We start from the raw sequence: 17,466 nt of genomic DNA, 5'->3' as shown, positions 1-17,466 counted from the left end.
TAGAGCCCCTCGAACACGACCTGGCTGAGGACCTTGCGGTCGATCGAGAGCGAGAGCGCCTGGCGCACCCGCTTGTCCAGGCCCATCGGCTGCTTGGCGGCGTCGCCGTTGCCGGTGTTGATGGTGATGCCCTGGTAGCCGAGATTGGCCACGCTGGCGACGGCGAGCGACTTGTCGGACCGGGCCGACTTCACATCGGTCGGCGCCAGCCGCTCCAGCATGTCGAGCTCGCCCGAGCGCAGATTGGCCAGCCGCACCGTGGTGTCGGGAATGGCGCGGTAGATCACCCGGTCGAAATGATAGTTCTGCGCTTCCCAATGCTCCTTGAAGCGCTCCAGCACGATGCGGTCGTTCTGGACACGCTCGACGAATTTGTAGGGACCGGAGCAGACCGGCTTCGAGCCGACATCGCCGGCCAGGCTCTTGGGCGCCAGCATCATGCCGGCGCGGTCGGTGAGCTGCGCGAGCAGCGTCGCGTCCGGCCGCTTCAGTTTGAGCGCGATCGTGGTGGGGTCGACGACGCTGATGCTATCGACCGAAGCCAGCTCGGATTTGCGAAGCGAGTCGGGCAGCGTGCGGGCGCGCTCGAGACTGGCCTTGGCGGCCTCGGCATCGAAGGCCTCGCCGTCATGGAACTTCGCATCGCTGCGCAGCTTCATCGTCAGCGTCAGTCCGTCGGCCGAGAAGGACCACTCGGTCGCCAGCCGCGGCACGATCTTGAGATCGGGCGTGATGTCGAGGAGCTTGTCGCAGAGCCCCTTGAACACGATCCGGCCGACGAAGGTGCGCGCCTTGTGTGGGTCGAGCACGTCGGGGTCCTCCTGCAGTCCGATCCGCAGGGTCGAGGGCGCCTGCGCAAGGGCGGGCAGGGCGGCGAGCGTCAGGGCGGTGGCGCAGGCCAGTGCGGTGAGAAGCTTCATCGGATGTCCCCTGTTGTCGTTAGCGGTCATGATCGCCGAAGATCGTTCCGGTTGGTACCAGCCTGATGCAATTTTACGCTGGCGTCGATGCCGCAGCGCAGCGTCGGCGTCCGGATTGCATGCCGTTACGGAGGCCGCCCGTATGCAATTTGGCGGCCAGCCTCGATGCGGCTGGCATGCGTGCCCCTCGCGCTCGCCGGATCGCCTTGACGGCGACAGATCGCTACAAGACCACCCAACGAGACCGGCATGAAGCCGAACGGAGGAACGACGATGCTGCTGGGTGTGATCGCCGACGACATGACGGGCGCGACCGATGTGGCGCTCATGCTCAACCGCAGCGGCATGAGAACCGTGCAGACGATCGGCGTTCCGCGCCCCGGCCAGGCGCTGCCCGAGGCCGATGCCGTCGTCGTCGCGTTGAAGTCGCGCACCAACCCCGTCGCCGAGGCCGTCGCCGATTCGCTCGCCGCCTGCGAGGCGCTGCTGGCTGCGGGCGCGCGGCAGATCCTGTTCAAATACTGCTCGACCTTCGACTCGACGGCACAGGGCAATATCGGCCCCGTCGCCGATGCGCTGGCGCAGCGGCTCGGCGCCGGTCTCGCCATCGTCTGCCCCGCATTCCCGGCCAATGGCCGCTCGATCTACCAAGGCTACCTCTTCGTCGGCGCCGTGCCGCTCCACGAAAGCTCGATGAAGGACCATCCGCTCACGCCGATGCGGGATTCGAGCCTGATCCGCCTGATGGGCGCGCAGGCGAACGGCGGCGTCGGGCTGGTGGACTACGCGACCGTGCTCGCCGGGGCCGATGCGGTGAAGGCCCGCTTCGGCGCGCTGACCGACCAGGGCGTGCGCTATGTCGTCACCGACGCGCTCACCAACGCCGATCTGATGGTGCTGGGCGAGGCGGTTGCCGATCACAAGCTCCTCACCGGCGGTTCCGGCATCGCGATGGGGCTGCCGCAGAACTTCCGCCGTGCCGGCCTGCTGCCGGAACGCGAGATCGCGGCCAGCCTCGCGGCGCCGAAGGGCCGCGCCGGCATCATCTCCGGCAGTTGCTCGACGGCGACGCGCGGCCAGATCGCCAAGGCGATCGAGGCCGGCTATCCGGCGCTGAAGGTCGATCCGATGGCGCTGGTGTCGGGTGCGCAGGATGCTGCGGGGCTCGCCGCCTGGGCACTGGCGCAGGCGGCGGAGACCCCCTTCCTGCTCTATTCGAGCGACGATCCGGCGGAGGTCGCGGCGATCCAGGACAAGCTCGGGCGCGAGCGGGCTGGCGAGACGGTCGAGCACGCCTTCGCGCAGACGGCGGCCCTGCTCGCCGAGGGCGGCGTCTCCCGCCTGCTGGTCGCCGGCGGCGAGACCTCGGGCGCCGTCGTCCAGGGGCTCGGCATCGGCCTGCTCGAGATCGGCCCGGAGATCGATCCGGGCGTGCCCTGGACCCGCGTAGCGCAGGGCCGCGACATGGTGATCGCGCTTAAATCCGGCAATTTCGGTGCGCCCGACTTCTTCCTCAAGGCCTGGGCCCTTCTGCGCTGAGGCCCGGGTCGGCGAAGGCGGGCTTGCACCCGCCGCCCGGCAGGGCATGATGGCCCCGGGAGGTCCGCAGCGACATGGCGTTTCTCGGCGAATTGCTGACCAATGTGGCCGATCGCGGCCGGGCCCTGATCGGCTTCGAGCGCTTCATGGCGCAGCGCAACCGGCCGATCGACCGGCTCTGCGAGGATCTGCTCTCGGGCCGTGGCGAGGCGTCCGGCATGGCGCTGGCGCAGGGCGTGCTCGATGCCTGGGAGCGGCTCGACAAGCCGGGCCGGCGCGCCTTCTTCGCCATGCTGCAGGAGCGCTTCGGGCCGGATCACGACCGGCTCGACAAGGCGATCGAGGCCTATCGCAACGAACCCGGTGCGGCCACGATCTCGGCGCTTCACCTTGCCTCGGAGCCGCGCCGCCAGGAGCTGCTGCGGCGCCTCAACCTCGCCCCCGGTGGCACCCATGTGTTGGTTCGGATGCGGGAGGCTCTGTTCGAGGCGATGGAGAGCGACCGCGACCTGCTGGCTGTCGATGCCGATTTCCGGCATCTCTTCGGCTCCTGGTTCAACCGCGGATTCCTCGTTCTGCGCCGCATCGACTGGCGCTCGCCGGCCAATGTGCTCGAGAAGATCATCCGCTACGAGGCCGTCCACGAGATCCAGGGCTGGGACGATCTGCGCCGCCGGCTCGAGCCGGCCGACCGTCGCTGCTTTGCCTTTTTCCATCCGCAGCTGGTCGACGAGCCGCTGATCTTCGTCGAAGTGGCGCTGACGCGCTCGATTCCGGCCAGCATCGGCGAGGTGCTGAGCGGGGAGCGCGAGGTGCTGCCCGCGGGCGAGGCGACGACCGCCGTGTTCTATTCCATCTCCAACTGCCAGGAGGGCCTGCGCGGCATCTCCTTCGGCAACTTCCTGATCAAGCAGGTTGCCGAGGATCTGAAGCGCGAGCTGCCGGGGCTCGAGACCTTCGTCACCCTGTCGCCGGTGCCGGGCTTCGCGCGCTGGCTAGCGGGCATTGTCGCCGAACCGGGCGATCTGGCCCTGACCAATGAGGAGCGCTCGGAACTCGCCCGACCGGCCGGCGAGACGATTTCGCTCGACGACGCGACCCGGCTGCGCCGCGACAAGCTGCTGGGCCAGATGATGGCGCATTACATGCTGCGCGCACGCACGGCCTCCGGGCGCGTCATCGACCCCGTCGCCCGCTTCCATCTCGGCAACGGCGCGCGGCTGGAGCGCATCAATGTCGGCGGCAACCTGTCGGCGCGGGGGCTGCGCGAGTCGCATGGCGTGATGGTCAATTATCGCTACGAGCTCGACGACATCGAAACCAATCACGAGGCCTTCGCCACCCGCAACACGGTCGTCGCCTCGGCCGCCGTGCGCAAGCTGGTGCGGCCGGCCGCGAGTTGACCCGCGACGCACGTGACGCCAATGGGAGAACGGCCCCATCCCGAGGGGCCGCGAAACGCGACGGCTACGCCTGAAAGGACCCTGATCATGGGCAACCACCTGTTCGACCTGGTCAGGTCTCGGATGCCGGCGCCGGATGCTCCCTTCGCCCTCCTCGACGACGGCCGGCGCTACAGCTATGCCGACATGGTCGATGTCTCCGCCCGCTTCGCCAATGCGCTGGTTGCGCTGGGTGTTCAGCCGGGCGACCGGGTGGCCGTCCAGGTCGAGAAGTCGATCGAGGCCTTGATGCTCTATCTGGGCGCGGTGCGCGCGGGCGCGATCTTCCTGCCGCTCAACACGGCCTATACCCCCGCCGAGATCGAATACTTCCTCGGCGACGCGCAGCCGGCCGTCTTCGTCTGCGATCCGGCCAAGGCCAACGCGCTGAAGCCCTATGCCGACAACGCCGGCGCCAAGCTCGAGACGCTGGGCGTCTGGCGCTCGCCGGACGTCTCCGCCGGCTCGCTCTCCGACAAGGCGCTCGCCGCTTCGACCGCGTTCGCCGACATAGCGCGCGGGCCGGACGATCTCGCCGCGATCCTCTACACCTCGGGCACGACCGGGCGCTCGAAGGGCGCGATGCTCAGCCATGACAACCTCGCCTCCAACGCGCTGGCGCTGGTCGATTACTGGCGCTTCACCAGGGACGACGTGCTGCTGCACGCGCTGCCGATCTTCCACACGCACGGCCTTTTCGTCGCGACCAACTGCGTGTTGTTCTCCGGCGCCTCGATGATCCTGCTGCCGAAATTCGATCCCGACCAGGTCTTCAAGCACCTGCCCCAGGCGACCTGCATGATGGGCGTGCCGACCTTCTATGTCCGGCTGCTGCAGGATGCCCGCCTGACGAAGGACGCGACGAAGCACATGCGCCTCTTCGTCTCCGGCTCGGCGCCGCTGCTGGCCGAGACGCATCGCGAATGGCGCGAGCGCACCGGCCACGCCATCCTCGAGCGCTACGGCATGACCGAGACGAACATGAACACCTCGAACCCCTATGAGGGCGAGCGGGTGGCGGGCACGGTCGGCTTCCCGCTGCCGGGCGTGTCGGCCCGCGTCGTCGATCCCGAGACGGGCAGGGGACTGGCCGCAGACGAAATCGGCATGATCGAGGTCAAGGGCCCCAACGTCTTCAAGGGCTACTGGCACAACCCCGAGAAGACCGCGGCCGAGTTCAAGCCGGACGGCTTCTTCATCACCGGCGACCTCGGCAAGATCGATGCGGCCGGCTATGTCCACATCGTCGGGCGCGGCAAGGACCTCATCATCACCGGCGGCTACAATGTCTATCCCAAGGAGGTCGAGACCGAGATCGACGAGATGCCGGGCGTGATCGAGAGCGCCGTGATCGGCTGCCCGCACCCGGATTTCGGCGAGGGCGTCACCGCCGTCGTGGTGGTGAAGCCCGGCGCGACCCTCACCGCCGCCTCGATCGCGCAGACGCTCGAACAGCGCCTCGCCAAGTTCAAGCTGCCCAAGCAGGTCTTCATCGTCGACGACCTGCCGCGCAACACGATGGGCAAGGTCCAGAAGAACCTGCTGCGCGAACAGTACAAGGATATCTATTCGACGAAGGGCAAGGCGGGGGCGTAAGCCATCAGACTTTTGCGATTTTCCTTGCGGGAAGGTACGGCATTGCCGTAGTCTGCGCTGATGCAGACCGTGCTGCTGACCTCGGTTTTCGAACGGCAGGCCAAGGCGGCTGGTCTGGACGACGACGAGATACAGGATATCGCGGTCGCGATTGCCGGCAATCCTCTCGGGGGTGACCTGATGGTGGGGACCGGCGGCGCGCGCAAGCTGCGTCATGCTGGCCGGGGTGTAGGAAAGAGCGGCGGCTACCGCACGATCCATTACTTCGGCGGCGGCGATGTGCCGATCTTCCTTCTGGCACTGATCGACAAAGGCCAGCGGGCCAATTTGACCAAGGCCGAGCGCAATGACCTTGCCCGGACTCTGCCGAAAATCGCCGATGCCTACCGGCAGGCGACCAAGTCAGGAGATCGTTGAGATGCCGACATTCGGACAGGACCTGGTCGCGAGCGCGACCGAAGCGGTGGCGATCGCACGAGGCGAAAAAGAGCCCGCCAAGACGATCGCCGTCGAGGCCGTCGATGTCGCGGCTATTCGCAAGAAGCTGGGCCTCTCCCAGGAGGCCTTTGCTCACAAGTTCGGCCTGAGCCCGGCGACCCTGCGCGACTGGGAGCAGGGGCGCCGCAGCCTGGACAGGACGGCCCGGGCGCTGCTCAAGGTCATCGACCACGCTCCAGACACCGTCGAGAGAGCGCAGAAGGTCGCTTGATACAGCACTGGCCTCTAGAGCATGCTGATTTCACTCGGAAACAGACCGTCATTCCGGACAAGCGGCGCAGCCGCGCCGATCCGGAATCCATCGTAAGGCTCTGGAGCCCTTCGATGGATCCCGGGGCAAGCCCGGGATGACGGCGGTGGTTCCGAGAAAACTCAGCACGCTCTAGAGGCCAAAAGCGAGGTCTCGGGGGCTAGCCCGCCGCCTTGTACAACCGCTCCAGCGGAAACCGCGCCACATCGGCCAATAGCTCGACGAACCCCTTCGCCTGGAAGGCAGCCGTCGCCTTGCCCTTCTCGGCCGTGGCGAGCGAGGCATCGCCCGCGGCGCCGGAAGGATGGACGTCCTGTGCCATCCAGGCCATCGCGTGCAGGCCGGTCGGGCGCAGCCAACTGTAGCCCTCGGCCGCCATCTCGACCGTCAGCGGATTGAAGGCCGCGGCCTTGGTCATGTCGACGAGGTCCGGCCTGAAATGCAGCATCAGCGAGGTCTCGATGTCGCCGGCATGGATGCCGTGGTTCGCGTCGAGATCGGCATAGAGGCCGGGCGGCAGGCCGAAGGCGCGCCAGGCGGTGGTCACCGCGAGCATGCCGTGGCGCACGCGCAGTTCCCGCGCCACGACCTTCATCGGGTCGATGTTGCCGCCATGCGAGGTCAGGATCACCAGCTTGCGCAGCCCCGCGCGCAGCACGCTCTCGCCGATCTCGATCCAGCTCTGCGTCGCGCTCTCCCAGGAGAGCGTCAGCGTGCCCGGCGAATGCAGATGCTCGTTGGACTTGCAGATCGCCAGCGTCGGCAGCACGACGACGTCGAGCCCGGCCGGCACCAGCGGCATCGCTTCCGCCAGCATCGCGTTCATGATCGTGGTGTCGACCGACACCGGCAGGTGCGGCCCATGCTGCTCGATCGCCGCCAGCGGCAGGACAGCGACCGCACCCTCGGCGGACAGGTGGGCGAAATCGGTGGTCTTCAGATCGCCCCAGAAGCGCGCGCCCATCGTCTCATCGTCTCCATTCGTGTGACACTCACACCCTAGCCCGCTCGTCAAAAAAAAGGCAGGCGCGCTCGCCTGTGGGCAAGCGCCCCGGGCGGCTCCATGACGCGGTGCCGCGGTTCCTGTCGAAGGCCTGTCATGGCATACAGTTTGCTCGCGCGCAGCCAAGGCGTTCAGCCGAGGATGATCAGGGGAGGTCACAGGGATGACGATGACGAAGTATCGCCTGACGCGCCGGAGCGCGCTCGGTCTCATCGGTGGGTCGGCGCTGGTCGCCGTGCCCGGAGCGCGGGTGAGCGCGCAGACGCTCGACAAGGTGTCCTACCAGACCAACTGGCGCGCCCAGGCGGAGCATGGCGGCTTCTACCTCGCCGCCGCCAACGGCATCTACAAGAAGTACGGCATCGACGCCGAGATCCGCCCCGGCGGCCCGCAGCAGAACCCCTCGCAGCTCCTGCTCGGCGGCCGCGTCGACATGATCATGTCAAACTCCTTCGAGGCGATCCGCTATGCCCAGGAGAACATCCCCTTCCTCTGCATCGCCTCGATCTTCCAGAAAGACCCGCAGGTCATCATCTCGCATCCGGGCGTCGGCAACGACTCGCTCGCCGCGCTGAAGGGCAAGCCGATCCTGGTCGGCGCCGCCGGCCGCACCAGCTACTGGCCCTTCCTCAAGGCGAAGTTCGGCTACACCGACGAGCAGATCCGCCCCTACACCTTCAACATGGCGCCCTTCCTGGCCGACAAGACGATCTCGCAGCAGGGCTTCCTGTCGTCCGAGCCGTTCGCCATCCAGAAGCAGGGCGGGGTCACGCCGGTGGTGCATCTCATCGCCGATGCCGGCTTCGAGAACTACAACACGACGATCAACATCTCCCGCAAGATGGTCGACGAGAAGAAGGACCTGGTCCAGCGCTTCGTCACCGCCTCGCTCGAAGGCTGGGCCGAATACATGAAGGGCGGGCCGGCCGTGGCCGCCGCCAACGCGCAGATCCTGAAGGACAACCCCGACATGGATCAGGAGAAGATCGACTACGCGGTCAAGGTGATGAACGAGAAGGGCATCGTGCTGTCGGGCGATGCGCTGACGCTCGGCATCGGCGCCATGACTGACGCCCGCTGGGCGAGCTTCTACAAGACGATGACGGATGCGGGCGTCTTCCCTGCCGGCATCGACCTGAAGAAGGCCTACAGCCTGGAGTTCATCAACAAGGGCGTCGGCAAGGCGTGAGCCTTGTCATTCCGGGGCGGCGCGCAGCGCTGAACCCGGAACCCACGACCGGGTGAGACTTCCCACCAAGTCGACAGCGCTCGCCCCGTCTTGGGTTCCGGGTTCAAGCCTTGGCTTGCCCCGGAATGACGATGTGGGGGCGCCAATCAACGGATCATCAGGCTTTGGACACGGCCTCTCTGAGCACCCCCCATGCTGTTCGCCCCGAGGGTCGCAAGCCCCTGGTCTGCGTGCGCCATGTCTCCAAGCAGTTCGGCAACGGCACGCTCGCGGTCCGCGACGTCAATCTGAGCCTGGGGGAGGGCGAGTTCGTCAGCCTGCTCGGCCCCTCCGGCTGCGGGAAATCGACGCTGCTGCGGATGATCGCGGGCCTCGGCGCGCCTTCCAGCGGCACGATCGAGTGGCCGACGACCAGCCATGATGCGTCGGGCGAGCCGCAACGCGATCTCGGCTTCGTCTTTCAGGATCCGACGCTGATGCCCTGGGCGACGGCGCTGGCCAACGTGATGATGCCGCTGACCCTGAAGGGGGTGCGCGCGAGCGAAGCGCGCGAGCGGGCGGCAGCGATGCTGGCGCTGGTCGGCCTCTCCGGCTTTGAGAAATCCTATCCCCGCGAACTCTCGGGCGGCATGAAGATGCGCGTCTCGATCGCGCGCGGGCTCGTGCTGCGGCCCAAGATCCTGCTGATGGACGAGCCCTTCGCGGCGCTCGACGAGATCACCCGCCACCGCCTCAACGACGATCTGCTCGAATTGTGGTGGAAGGAGAAGTTCACCGCGGTGTTCGTCACCCATTCCGTGTTCGAATCCGTTTATCTCTCGAAGCGCATCGTGGTGATGGCGGCGCGGCCCGGCCGCGTCATGGCCGATCTCGACGTCGAGGCGCCCTATCCGCGCGACGACCTCTTCCGCACCTCGCCTGAATACGCCCATCTCTGCCGGGTGGTCTCGGGCAAGCTCAAGGAGGCGATCGGCTCATGAGCATGCATGCAAGCCGTCATTGCGAGCGAAGCGAAGCAATCCAGCTGTTTCGCTCGACGTCCCCTGGATGGCTTCGTTGCTGCGCTCCTCGCAATGACGGGGAGCGCCGTCGATGACCGTATCGGTTGAAACGCACACCAGCCATGGCGGCACCGATGCCGCGGCGCGCCCGGTCTTCGTGACCGAGCAGCGCCTGCTGGGCCTGCCGACCAGCGCATGGCCACGCATCCTCGCGCCGATCGCGATCGGCGTGTTCGCGCTGGCGCTATGGGAGTTCGCGGTCCGCTGGAACGGAATCCCATCCTATATTCTGCCGGGGCCGCTCCTGATCGGCCAGACGCTTGTGTCCGACTGGGCGACATTGTCGGGCTCGCTCTGGATCACGCTCAAGATCACCTTCATGGCGCTGGCCGCGGCGGTGATCGTCGGCGTCACGCTCGCCGTGCTGTTCACCCAGTCGAAATGGCTGGAGATGTCGCTCCTGCCCTATGCGGTGATCCTGCAGGTGACGCCGATCGTGGCGATCGCGCCGCTGATCATCATCTGGGCCGGGGACATCAATCTGGCGCTCCTGATCTGCGCCTGGATCGTCGCCTTCTTCCCGATCCTGTCGAACACCATCCTCGGGCTGAATTCGGCTGACCACAACCTCGTCAACCTGTTCCAGCTCTATGGCGCGAGCCGCTGGCAGACGATGCGCTATCTCAAGCTGCCGGCGGCGCTGCCCTATTTTCTGGCCGGGCTGAAGATATCCGGCGGGCTCGCGCTGATCGGCGCGGTCGTGGCGGAGTTCGTCGCCGGTACCGGCGGCAGCGCCTCGGGACTGGCCTATCGCATCCTCGAGGCCGGCTACCAGCTCAAGATCCCGCGCGTCTTTGCCGCCTTGCTGATGATCTCGCTGTCGGGCATCGCGATCTTCCTTTGCACGAGCTGGATTTCGCACATGCTGCTGCGGCGCTGGCACGAAAGCGCCTTGAAGCGGGAGAACTGAGATGAGCGCACTGCCCGAACGCCAGCAGAGGCCCGAGCGGATTTCGCGCTACGACATCACCGCGCTGAAGGAGGATCTCGCCGGCATCGCGCTGATCGACGAGGCGCAGGTCGTCCGCAAGCGCTCGCGCGACTTCTTCTGGTACTCGCCGATCCTGAACAAGCAACTCGCCGACAAGTCGGCGGACATCATCGCCACGCCCCGCGACGAGGCGGAGGTGGTGCGGATCGCGGCCGCCTGCGCGCGTCGACGCGTTCCATTGACCGTCAGGGCGGCGGGCACTGGCAATTACGGCCAGGCCGTGCCGCTCGAGGGCGGCGTCCTGCTCGACATCACCGGCCTGACCGGCATCGAATGGCAGAAGCCGGGTGTCGTGCGCACGGCGGCGGGGTCCCGCATGCTCGACGTCGACGTCACGCTGCGGGAGAGCGGCTTCGAGCAGCGCATGCACCCTTCGACCAAGCGCAGCGCGACCGTCGGCGGTTTCGTCGCGGGCGGTTCGGGCGGCGTCGGTTCGGTGACCTATGGCGGGTTGCGCGAACCCGGCAACATCCTGGCGGCGCGCATCGTCACGGTGGAGGAGGAGCCGCGCATCATCGAATTGCGCGACGACGCGGCCCAGAAGGTCAATCGCGCCTATGGCACCACCGGCATCATCACGGCGCTGGAGATGCCGCTCGCGCCGGCCTGGCCCTGGATCGACGTCATCGTCGCCTTCGACAGCTACATGGACGCCTTCGAGACGGGCTATGAGGTCGCGCTCGCGGACGGCATCGTCAAGAAGCTCGTGACCCCGATCTCGTCGGTGATCACCCCCTATTTCGGGGCACTGAAGGCTCATTGCCCGGAGGGCAAGAGCATCCTGATCTGCATGATCGCCGAGGGCTCGCTCGGCCCGTTCAAAGCCATCGTCGGCAAGCGCGGTGCGGTGACCTATGAGGCGCCCTCGGAGGAGGGGCCGGGCACGGTGCCGCTCTACGAATACACCTGGAACCACACCACGCTGCAGTGGCTGAAGAGCGACCGCTCCATCACCTATCTCCAGTGCCTCTTCCCGCATGACCGGCTGGTCGAGAGCGCCCGCGAGACGATCGCCGCCTTCGGCGACGAGTTGCTGCCGCATCACGAGTTCATCCGCTTCGGCGGCAAGGTGACGGCGAGCGCGCTGCCGATCCTGCGCTATTCGACGCCTGAGCGTTTGAACGAGGTCATCGCGCAGCACGAGGCGGCGGGCGTCTTCATCGCCAACCCGCATGTCGTTTCGCTGGAGGAGGGCAGTCGGCACAAGCGGGCGGATGCCGACCAACTCGGCTTCAAGCGCGAGGTCGACCCGCAGGGCCTGCTCAACCCGGGCAAGATGGCGAGCTTCGTCCCGGCCGATCAGGCGAAATAGGCGAGCTTCCGCGAGGCCGGCATCGCGTCGATCTCGCGCAGTCCCGCTTCGGAGCCATGGGCAATTCCCGCCGCGCCGGGCGACGACGGGGCGTGCGGTTCCGCGAGGAGCCCGAGCGAAAGGGGCTCTGACGCCGCATCGGGCTCATAGGAGACATCCGGTTCGTCGAACACGACGTCGTCGTCGAGATCGAGGATCGAGCCGATCCGGGGCTCGCTGCCGAGCAGGCCGGTGGTCGCGGCCCCGCTGGCGACCGGCGTCACGGGCTCGTCGTCGATTTCGATGATCTCGACGTCGCCGCGCCCGACATAGGGCGGCGCCTCGGCCAGCCCGATATCGAGCACGCGCGGAAGCGGCGCACTGAAGGGCTCGGTCGGAGCAGAGGGGGACGACAGGCCGGAGACGGCGCGCAGACTGCTATCCAGCATGGCGATGGTGTCGGCGATCTTGTCGATCTGCTGCACCGTCCCGTCGACGATGGCCGTCGCTGCGGCGATCTCGGCTGCATGCTGGTCGAGCTTGTCGCACAGGTTCTCGCCCGCGCCGGCCTCCCGCAGGTTCCAGGCAACCTCCTGGATGCTTTCGGTGGCCTGCAGGATCGTGCCGGCGACCGCGTCGATGCGGGCGGCGAGGCCCGACGCGCGGTCCTCGGCCCGGCCGCTGATTCGCTCCAGATCGATGCGCAGATCGGCGATCAGGGCCGTAGCCTCGGCGATCCCCGACTCGGCCATCGGCTGCGCGGACTGCGTCCCGACGACCCTCTCGATGCGATGGATGGCCCCGAGAATCTGCTGGGTGTCGGCATGGCGGTTGCGGCGGGCATACTCGGCCATGAACCAGCGGCCGCGAGCCGTTTCCATGACAGCGGCTTCGATCGCCTCGTAGTCCGTCTCGCTCAGCGGCGTCAGCGACCGTGCTTCCCTCATGACCGATCTGCTTTGTGAGGCCCGCGCGACCCGAGAGCGGCGGCAGACCTGATGCACCAATTCGTTACTTGCCACCGGATTGGTTAACGATCGGTTTCCCAAAGGGTAGGGACGGGTCGGGCCGGTGGGGTGGCGCCTGCCTTGCATGATCTGCCCGCGCTGTTGCATCCGCGCCCTTGCCAAGGGCAATCGGCGCGGCGATACAGGCGGAAGGGGTGAGGCCGGCGCCGTCGAGGGTGTCGCGGATTGATGAACGACGTCGTCGATCGCGGGCGAGGACATCACGCAGACCATGGCGATCCCTGATACGGCTGAACCCCAGGCGGTCTTCCAAGACGATGCCGGGACCCTTGCCGTGGTTCTGGCCGGGTCCTGGAGTGCCGATCGCGCCCCGCGCATCGAGACGCTCGCCAGAGAGATCGGCGAGCGCGTCGGCGGGGCGGAGCGGGCGCGCGTCGATCTCTCGGCCGTGGAGCGGCTCGACACGCTCGGCGCCTATGTCCTGAACCGCGTCAAGCATGATCGCGAAGCCGCGGGCGCGGCGGTCGAGATCGTCAGCAAGCGTCCCGAGCATGGCGTGCTGCTGGCCGAAATCGAGATCCATGAGCGCGAGCAGCCCGCTTCCAGCCGTCAGTTCCGGATCGTCGATATTCTCGTGCGGATCGGCGCATCGGTCGTGCGCTTCGGGCGCGACATGGTGGCCGGGTCGATGTTTCTCGGTGAGGTCGTCGTCGCCTCGGCCAGCGTGGTGCTTGGGCCGCGCAAGTTCCGCGGGCCCTCGATGGTCAACCAGATCGAGCTGATCGCCTTCAACGGCGCGCCGATCATTATGCTGATCTCGTTCCTCGTCGGCTGCATCGTCGCCCAGCAGGGCATCTTCCAGTTGCAGCAATTCGGCGCGACCGCCTTCGTGGTCAACTTGACGGGCATCCTGATCCTGCGCGAATTGGCGGTGCTGCTTACCTCGATCATGATCGCCGGCCGCTCCGGCTCGGCCATCACGGCCGAGATCGGCTCGATGAAGATGCGCGAGGAGATCGACGCATTGCGGGTGATGGGCCTCGACCCGATCGAGGTCCTCGTCGTGCCGCGCATCCTCGCGCTCGTCGTTTCGTTGCCGATCCTGACCTTCATCTCCGCCATGTCGGGGCTGACGGGCGCGGCGCTGGTCTCCTGGCTCTATGGTGGCATCGGGATCGACACATTCCTGGCGAGACTGCAATCCGTCATCACCTGGAAGCACTTCTTCGTCGGTCTGGTGAAGGCGCCGTTCATGGCCTTCGTCATCGGGCTGATCGCCTCGATGGAGGGGCTGGCGGTCAAGGGCTCGGCCGAGTCGCTCGGTCGCCAGGTGACTGCCTCGGTGGTGAAGGCGATCTTCATGGTGATCGTCGTCGACGCTCTTTTCGCCATGTTCTTCTCATCCATCGCCATGTGAGGATGTCAGCCCGATCATGAGCGAGCAGGGGAACCATCAGGCAGACCAGCCGTTTAGCAGCCTGGATGCGCCGCGGCCCGCCGCCTCCGGCGCGGAAGGCGACGTCGTCATCCGCGTGCGCGACCTCAAGGTCGCCTTCGGCGAGAAGGTGATCATGGACGGGCTCGACCTCGATGTGATGCGCGGCGAGATCCTCGGCTTCGTCGGCGGCTCGGGGCAGGGCAAGTCGGTGCTGACCCGCACGATCCTCGGCCTGGTCCAGAAGGCGCGCGGCACGATCGAGGTCTTCGGCGAGGACGTCGACACGCTCAACACCGTTCAACGCCGCGCCCTCGAGCGCCGCTTCGGCGTGATGTTCCAGCAGGGCGCGCTGTTCTCGGCACTCAGCGTCAAGCAGAACATCCAGCTGCCGATGCGCGAATATCTCGAGCTCTCGCCGGCGCTTCTCGACGACATGGCCATGGTCAAGCTCGATCTCGTCGGCCTGCCTCCGGACGCGGCCGACAAGTCGCCCTCGGAGCTGTCGGGCGGCATGATCAAGCGCGCCGCGCTGGCGCGTGCGCTCGCCCTCGACCCCGACATCGTCTTCCTCGACGAGCCCACCTCGGGCCTCGATCCGATCGGCGCGGCCGAGTTCGACGATCTCATCGTCACGCTGAAGCAGACTTTGGGGCTGACCGTGTTCATGGTAACCCACGATCTCGACAGTCTCTATTCCGCCTGCGACCGGATCGGCGCCCTGGCGGACAAGCGCGTCATCGCCGTCGGCCCTCTGGCCACGATGCTGGCATCCGACCACCCATGGCTCAAAGCCTATTTCGGCGGTGAGCGGGCCAGGGCCCGCATGCCGTCGCAGCACCGGGAACACGCAGTCTAGCTCATGGAATCACGTGCAAACTACGCGCTCGTCGGGTTGTTCACGTTGGCGGTCCTCGCTGCGGTGTTCGGCTTCGTCTACTGGTTCAACAGCGGCAATGCCGGCGGCCGGCAGGATGTGCGCGTCATCTTCAGCGGCACGGTGACCGGCCTCGGCCGCGGATCGAGCGTCCTGTTCAACGGCCTTCGTGTCGGTGAGGTGACCAAGATCGAACTGCAGCCGGATGATCCCAGCCGGATCAATGCCGTGATTTCCGTCGATGCCACCACGCCCTTGCGGGTGGATACGCGCGCGCGGCTCGAAACCGTCGGCCTCGCGACCGGCATCGTCGCGGTCCAGCTCGTCGGTGGTGATCCGAAGTCGCTGCCGCTCAAGCCGCCGGAGGGCCAGACGCTGCCGGTGATCGTGGCCGAGCGCTCCGAGCTGCAGGACATCGTCGAGACCGTGCGCAACATCGCGTCCAAGGCCGACGCCACGCTGAGCGGGCTCAACAACCTCGTCCAGAACAATGCCGGATCGATCGGCAACACGGTGCGAAACATCGAGAAATTCTCTGCGGCCCTCGGCAACAACTCCGATGGAATCGACAAGCTGATGCAGAGCTTCGGCACGATCGCCGACACCATTGCGCCGCTGTCGCAGAAGCTCGGCGTGCTCAGTGAAGAGCTGACGCAGATCGTCCGCTCGGTCGACCAGAAGAAGGTCACCGAGATTATCGGCAATGTCGACCGATTCACCGCCGCGCTCGGCGGCTCCAGCGAGGATGTCGGCAAGGCGGTCAAGGACGTGGCCTCGATCACGAGCAAGTTGAACACGGCGGCCGACCAGGTCGAGGGCGTCCTGAAGAGCGCGCAGGCCTTTCTGAACACCGCCGCCGGCAAGGACGGGCGCAGCGCCTTCACCGAGGTCAGCGACGCCGCCAAGTCGATCCGCGTGCTCGCCGACAACCTCGACAAGCGCACGGCCGAGATCACCAGCGGCATCAGCCGCTTCACCGGGCCGGGACTGCGCGACATCGAGGCCCTGGCCAGCGACGGCCGTCGCACGCTGACGGACCTCAACCGCACCTTGCGGAGTTTGGAACGTAACCCGCAGCAGTTCATCTTCGGCGGCAAGCCTCCGCTCCCGCAATATGGTGGATCCCGCTAGACCCATGTCGATCCTGCTTCAGTCTTTGCCCATCACGCCCCGCCGCCTGCGCGCCGCAGCGCTGACGCTCACCACGGCCCTGCTGCTGGCCGGATGTGGCGGCGGCAGCGCACCCACCACCTTCGACCTGACGGCGCCGCGCGATTTCGGCCGCGTCGGCGCTTCGCGCGCGACCTTGATGGTGCAGGAGCCGACGACGGTCCAGGCACTCGATTCCGACCGCGTCATCGTTCGCGATTCCGCCGGCGCGCTGTCCTTCGTCGGGGGGGCGCAATGGGCCGACCGCGTGCCCAAGCTGGTGCAGGTCCGCCTGATCCAGACCTTCGAGAATGCCGGGCGTGTCGGTTCGGTCGCCCGCCCGGGCGACCGCATCACGCCCGAGACGCAACTTCTGACCGACATCCGCAGCTTCAACATCGATGCCGCGAGCGGCACGGCCGTCGTCGAAATCACCGCGAAACTGGTGGGAGACCGCACCGGCGACGTCCGCCGGGCGCGGATGTTCACCGCCCGCGTTCCGGCCGGTGCCGTCGACGGTCCTGCAGCCGCCCAGGCGCTCGACCGTGCGCTTTCGCAGGTGCTGGTCGAGATCGTACGCTGGGTCCGCTGAGGGCCGCACATGATCGGCATGCCCTGAGGCGGCCGGCTCGTGGATATGGTCGCGGCGGCCTGTCTGTCGGGCGCATCCACACGCTCAGCTCCAACGAAGAAAAGGCCGCCCCGAAAGGCGGCCTTTTTTCATGGACAGTCTGAGAGGGCGCCTATTCGAAGCGCCCGCTGGCATGGGCGAGCATGGTGTAGACCTTGCCTGTCTCCGAGGTCAGGTAGGTCTTGGCCACCATCGAGTCGCGGTCGTCCTTGGCGGCCTCCGCCAGCAGGCGCTCGAACTCGTCGATATAACGGTCGACCGTCTCCTTGAACTCGGCGTCGCGGCGGTACTTTCGACGGATCTCGTCGAAGGTCTGCTGGCCCTGCAGCGTGTAGAGGCGGCGGGTGAAGACGTTGCGCTCGCCACGCTTGTAGCGGTCCCACAGCTCCACGGCCGCGTCGTGGTCGATCATCCGGGCGATGTCGACCGAGAGCGAGTCGAGCCGCTCGATCGAATGCGCGGTCGGCTTGGAGGCCTCGGGGGCCTTCTCCTCGCGCGAGGCGCGATTCAGCAGGTCCGAGAGCCAGCCGCTCTTGGCGGGGACGGCCGGTTCGGCTGCGGCCGGCCGGCGCGGCAGCTCTGCCGCAGGGGCGGGAGCCGGAGCGGGGGCCGGCGCCGGGCGCGGC

Annotated in this window: 16 protein-coding genes and 1 pseudogene; 13 read left to right on the top strand and 4 right to left on the bottom strand. The window is 67.1% G+C overall.

What is annotated here, in order from left to right; genetic code table 11:
* Nucleotides 1-920, bottom strand: a 920-nt coding sequence (locus Q8M82_RS10600) for an ABC transporter substrate-binding protein (protein WP_305691328.1), incomplete at its 3' end; no start/stop codon positions are given.
* Between the two features lie 249 nt (nt 921-1,169).
* Here Q8M82_RS10600 and otnK point away from each other — a divergent pair.
* The 5 genes from otnK (at nt 1,170) to nadS (ending at nt 6,206) form a co-directional block, all read left to right on the top strand.
* On the top strand, nt 1,170-2,459 hold the full coding sequence (gene otnK / locus Q8M82_RS10595; RefSeq protein WP_305691327.1) for a 3-oxo-tetronate kinase: 1,290 nt from the start codon (nt 1,170-1,172) through the stop codon (nt 2,457-2,459).
* Nucleotides 2,460-2,533: 74 nt separating this feature from the next.
* Nucleotides 2,534-3,862 carry a malonyl-CoA decarboxylase gene (locus Q8M82_RS10590; protein ID WP_305691326.1) on the top strand — a complete coding sequence of 443 codons (1,329 nt, stop codon included), beginning with the start codon at nt 2,534-2,536 and terminating at the stop codon, nt 3,860-3,862.
* A gap of 87 nt (nt 3,863-3,949) precedes the next feature.
* Nucleotides 3,950-5,497, top strand: a complete 1,548-nt coding sequence (locus tag Q8M82_RS10585) for a malonate--CoA ligase (RefSeq protein ID WP_305691325.1) — start codon at nt 3,950-3,952, stop codon at nt 5,495-5,497.
* Nucleotides 5,498-5,557: 60 nt separating this feature from the next.
* Nucleotides 5,558-5,914 (top strand): type II toxin-antitoxin system RelE/ParE family toxin, encoded by a 357-nt coding sequence (locus tag Q8M82_RS10580; RefSeq protein WP_305691324.1) that lies wholly within the window; start codon nt 5,558-5,560, stop codon nt 5,912-5,914.
* 1 nt (nt 5,915) lies between these two features.
* The gene (gene nadS, locus Q8M82_RS10575) at nt 5,916-6,206 is read left to right on the top strand and encodes a NadS family protein (RefSeq protein WP_305691323.1); all 291 of its coding nucleotides are present in this window, start codon (nt 5,916-5,918) and stop codon (nt 6,204-6,206) included.
* 199 nt (nt 6,207-6,405) lie between these two features.
* On the opposite strand, the gene Q8M82_RS10570 is transcribed toward nadS, so the two are convergent.
* The gene (locus Q8M82_RS10570; protein ID WP_305691322.1) at nt 6,406-7,209 is read right to left on the bottom strand and encodes a creatininase family protein; all 804 of its coding nucleotides are present in this window, start codon (nt 7,207-7,209) and stop codon (nt 6,406-6,408) included.
* Nucleotides 7,210-7,411: 202 nt separating this feature from the next.
* On the opposite strand from Q8M82_RS10570, the gene Q8M82_RS10565 reads away from it, so the two are divergent.
* The 4 genes from Q8M82_RS10565 to Q8M82_RS10550 all read left to right on the top strand — a co-directional run bounded on the left by Q8M82_RS10565 (nt 7,412) and on the right by Q8M82_RS10550 (nt 11,801).
* The gene (locus Q8M82_RS10565) at nt 7,412-8,437 is read left to right on the top strand and encodes an ABC transporter substrate-binding protein (RefSeq protein ID WP_305691321.1); all 1,026 of its coding nucleotides are present in this window, start codon (nt 7,412-7,414) and stop codon (nt 8,435-8,437) included.
* Nucleotides 8,438-8,601: 164 nt separating this feature from the next.
* Nucleotides 8,602-9,417 (top strand): ABC transporter ATP-binding protein, encoded by an 816-nt coding sequence (locus Q8M82_RS10560; RefSeq protein ID WP_305691320.1) that lies wholly within the window; start codon nt 8,602-8,604, stop codon nt 9,415-9,417.
* 112 nt (nt 9,418-9,529) lie between these two features.
* Nucleotides 9,530-10,408 carry an ABC transporter permease gene (locus Q8M82_RS10555; RefSeq protein ID WP_305691319.1) on the top strand — a complete coding sequence of 293 codons (879 nt, stop codon included), beginning with the start codon at nt 9,530-9,532 and terminating at the stop codon, nt 10,406-10,408.
* Nucleotide 10,409: 1 nt separating this feature from the next.
* The gene (locus tag Q8M82_RS10550) at nt 10,410-11,801 is read left to right on the top strand and encodes an FAD-binding oxidoreductase (protein ID WP_305691318.1); all 1,392 of its coding nucleotides are present in this window, start codon (nt 10,410-10,412) and stop codon (nt 11,799-11,801) included.
* Here Q8M82_RS10550 and Q8M82_RS10545 read toward each other — a convergent pair.
* The gene (locus tag Q8M82_RS10545; protein WP_305691317.1) at nt 11,789-12,727 is read right to left on the bottom strand and encodes a hypothetical protein; all 939 of its coding nucleotides are present in this window, start codon (nt 12,725-12,727) and stop codon (nt 11,789-11,791) included. The two genes, Q8M82_RS10550 and Q8M82_RS10545, sit on opposite strands and share 13 nt — an antisense overlap.
* Before the next feature lie 292 nt (nt 12,728-13,019).
* Between Q8M82_RS10545 and Q8M82_RS10540 the strand changes: the two genes are divergently transcribed.
* The 4 genes from Q8M82_RS10540 to Q8M82_RS10525 all read left to right on the top strand — a co-directional run bounded on the left by Q8M82_RS10540 (nt 13,020) and on the right by Q8M82_RS10525 (nt 16,801).
* Complete coding sequence (locus Q8M82_RS10540; RefSeq protein ID WP_305691316.1) at nt 13,020-14,165, top strand: ABC transporter permease; 1,146 nt, start codon at nt 13,020-13,022, stop codon at nt 14,163-14,165.
* Nucleotides 14,166-14,319: 154 nt separating this feature from the next.
* Nucleotides 14,320-15,042, top strand: a complete 723-nt coding sequence (locus Q8M82_RS10535; RefSeq protein WP_305691329.1) for an ABC transporter ATP-binding protein — start codon at nt 14,320-14,322, stop codon at nt 15,040-15,042.
* A 3-nt stretch (nt 15,043-15,045) separates the two neighbouring features.
* Nucleotides 15,046-16,191, top strand: a complete 1,146-nt coding sequence (locus Q8M82_RS10530; RefSeq protein ID WP_305691315.1) for an MlaD family protein — start codon at nt 15,046-15,048, stop codon at nt 16,189-16,191.
* A 4-nt stretch (nt 16,192-16,195) separates the two neighbouring features.
* Nucleotides 16,196-16,801: an ABC-type transport auxiliary lipoprotein family protein gene (locus Q8M82_RS10525; protein WP_305691314.1), complete on the top strand. Its 606-nt coding sequence runs from the start codon at nt 16,196-16,198 to the stop codon at nt 16,799-16,801.
* A 151-nt stretch (nt 16,802-16,952) separates the two neighbouring features.
* Here the strand turns inward: Q8M82_RS10525 and Q8M82_RS10520 are convergent.
* Nucleotides 16,953-17,466 (bottom strand): annotated as a pseudogene (locus tag Q8M82_RS10520) (apolipoprotein A-IV repeat region-like domain-containing protein); the annotation flags it as partial.

It is taken from the genome of Allobosea sp. (assembly GCF_030694325.1).
Taxonomy (GTDB): Bacteria; Pseudomonadota; Alphaproteobacteria; order Rhizobiales; family Beijerinckiaceae; genus Allobosea.
Note: the sequence above shows the minus strand (reverse complement) of the source record. Positions and strands in the feature narration are given on the sequence as shown.

Excerpts from the sequence above, each read along its gene's own strand:
- otnK (WP_305691327.1), top strand. The coding sequence starts at position 1,170 with ATGAAGCCGAACGGAGGAACGACGATGCTGCTGGGTGTGATCGCCGAC.
- Q8M82_RS10590 (WP_305691326.1), top strand. The coding sequence starts at position 2,534 with ATGGCGTTTCTCGGCGAATTGCTGACCAATGTGGCCGATCGCGGCCGG.
- Q8M82_RS10585 (WP_305691325.1), top strand. The coding sequence starts at position 3,950 with ATGGGCAACCACCTGTTCGACCTGGTCAGGTCTCGGATGCCGGCGCCG.
- Q8M82_RS10580 (WP_305691324.1), top strand. The coding sequence starts at position 5,558 with ATGCAGACCGTGCTGCTGACCTCGGTTTTCGAACGGCAGGCCAAGGCG.
- nadS (WP_305691323.1), top strand. The coding sequence starts at position 5,916 with ATGCCGACATTCGGACAGGACCTGGTCGCGAGCGCGACCGAAGCGGTG.
- Q8M82_RS10570 (WP_305691322.1), bottom strand. The coding sequence starts at position 7,209 with ATGGGCGCGCGCTTCTGGGGCGATCTGAAGACCACCGATTTCGCCCAC.
- Q8M82_RS10565 (WP_305691321.1), top strand. The coding sequence starts at position 7,412 with ATGACGATGACGAAGTATCGCCTGACGCGCCGGAGCGCGCTCGGTCTC.
- Q8M82_RS10555 (WP_305691319.1), top strand. The coding sequence starts at position 9,530 with ATGACCGTATCGGTTGAAACGCACACCAGCCATGGCGGCACCGATGCC.
- Q8M82_RS10550 (WP_305691318.1), top strand. The coding sequence starts at position 10,410 with ATGAGCGCACTGCCCGAACGCCAGCAGAGGCCCGAGCGGATTTCGCGC.
- Q8M82_RS10545 (WP_305691317.1), bottom strand. The coding sequence starts at position 12,727 with ATGAGGGAAGCACGGTCGCTGACGCCGCTGAGCGAGACGGACTACGAG.
- Q8M82_RS10540 (WP_305691316.1), top strand. The coding sequence starts at position 13,020 with ATGGCGATCCCTGATACGGCTGAACCCCAGGCGGTCTTCCAAGACGAT.
- Q8M82_RS10535 (WP_305691329.1), top strand. The coding sequence starts at position 14,320 with ATGGACGGGCTCGACCTCGATGTGATGCGCGGCGAGATCCTCGGCTTC.
- Q8M82_RS10530 (WP_305691315.1), top strand. The coding sequence starts at position 15,046 with ATGGAATCACGTGCAAACTACGCGCTCGTCGGGTTGTTCACGTTGGCG.
- Q8M82_RS10525 (WP_305691314.1), top strand. The coding sequence starts at position 16,196 with ATGTCGATCCTGCTTCAGTCTTTGCCCATCACGCCCCGCCGCCTGCGC.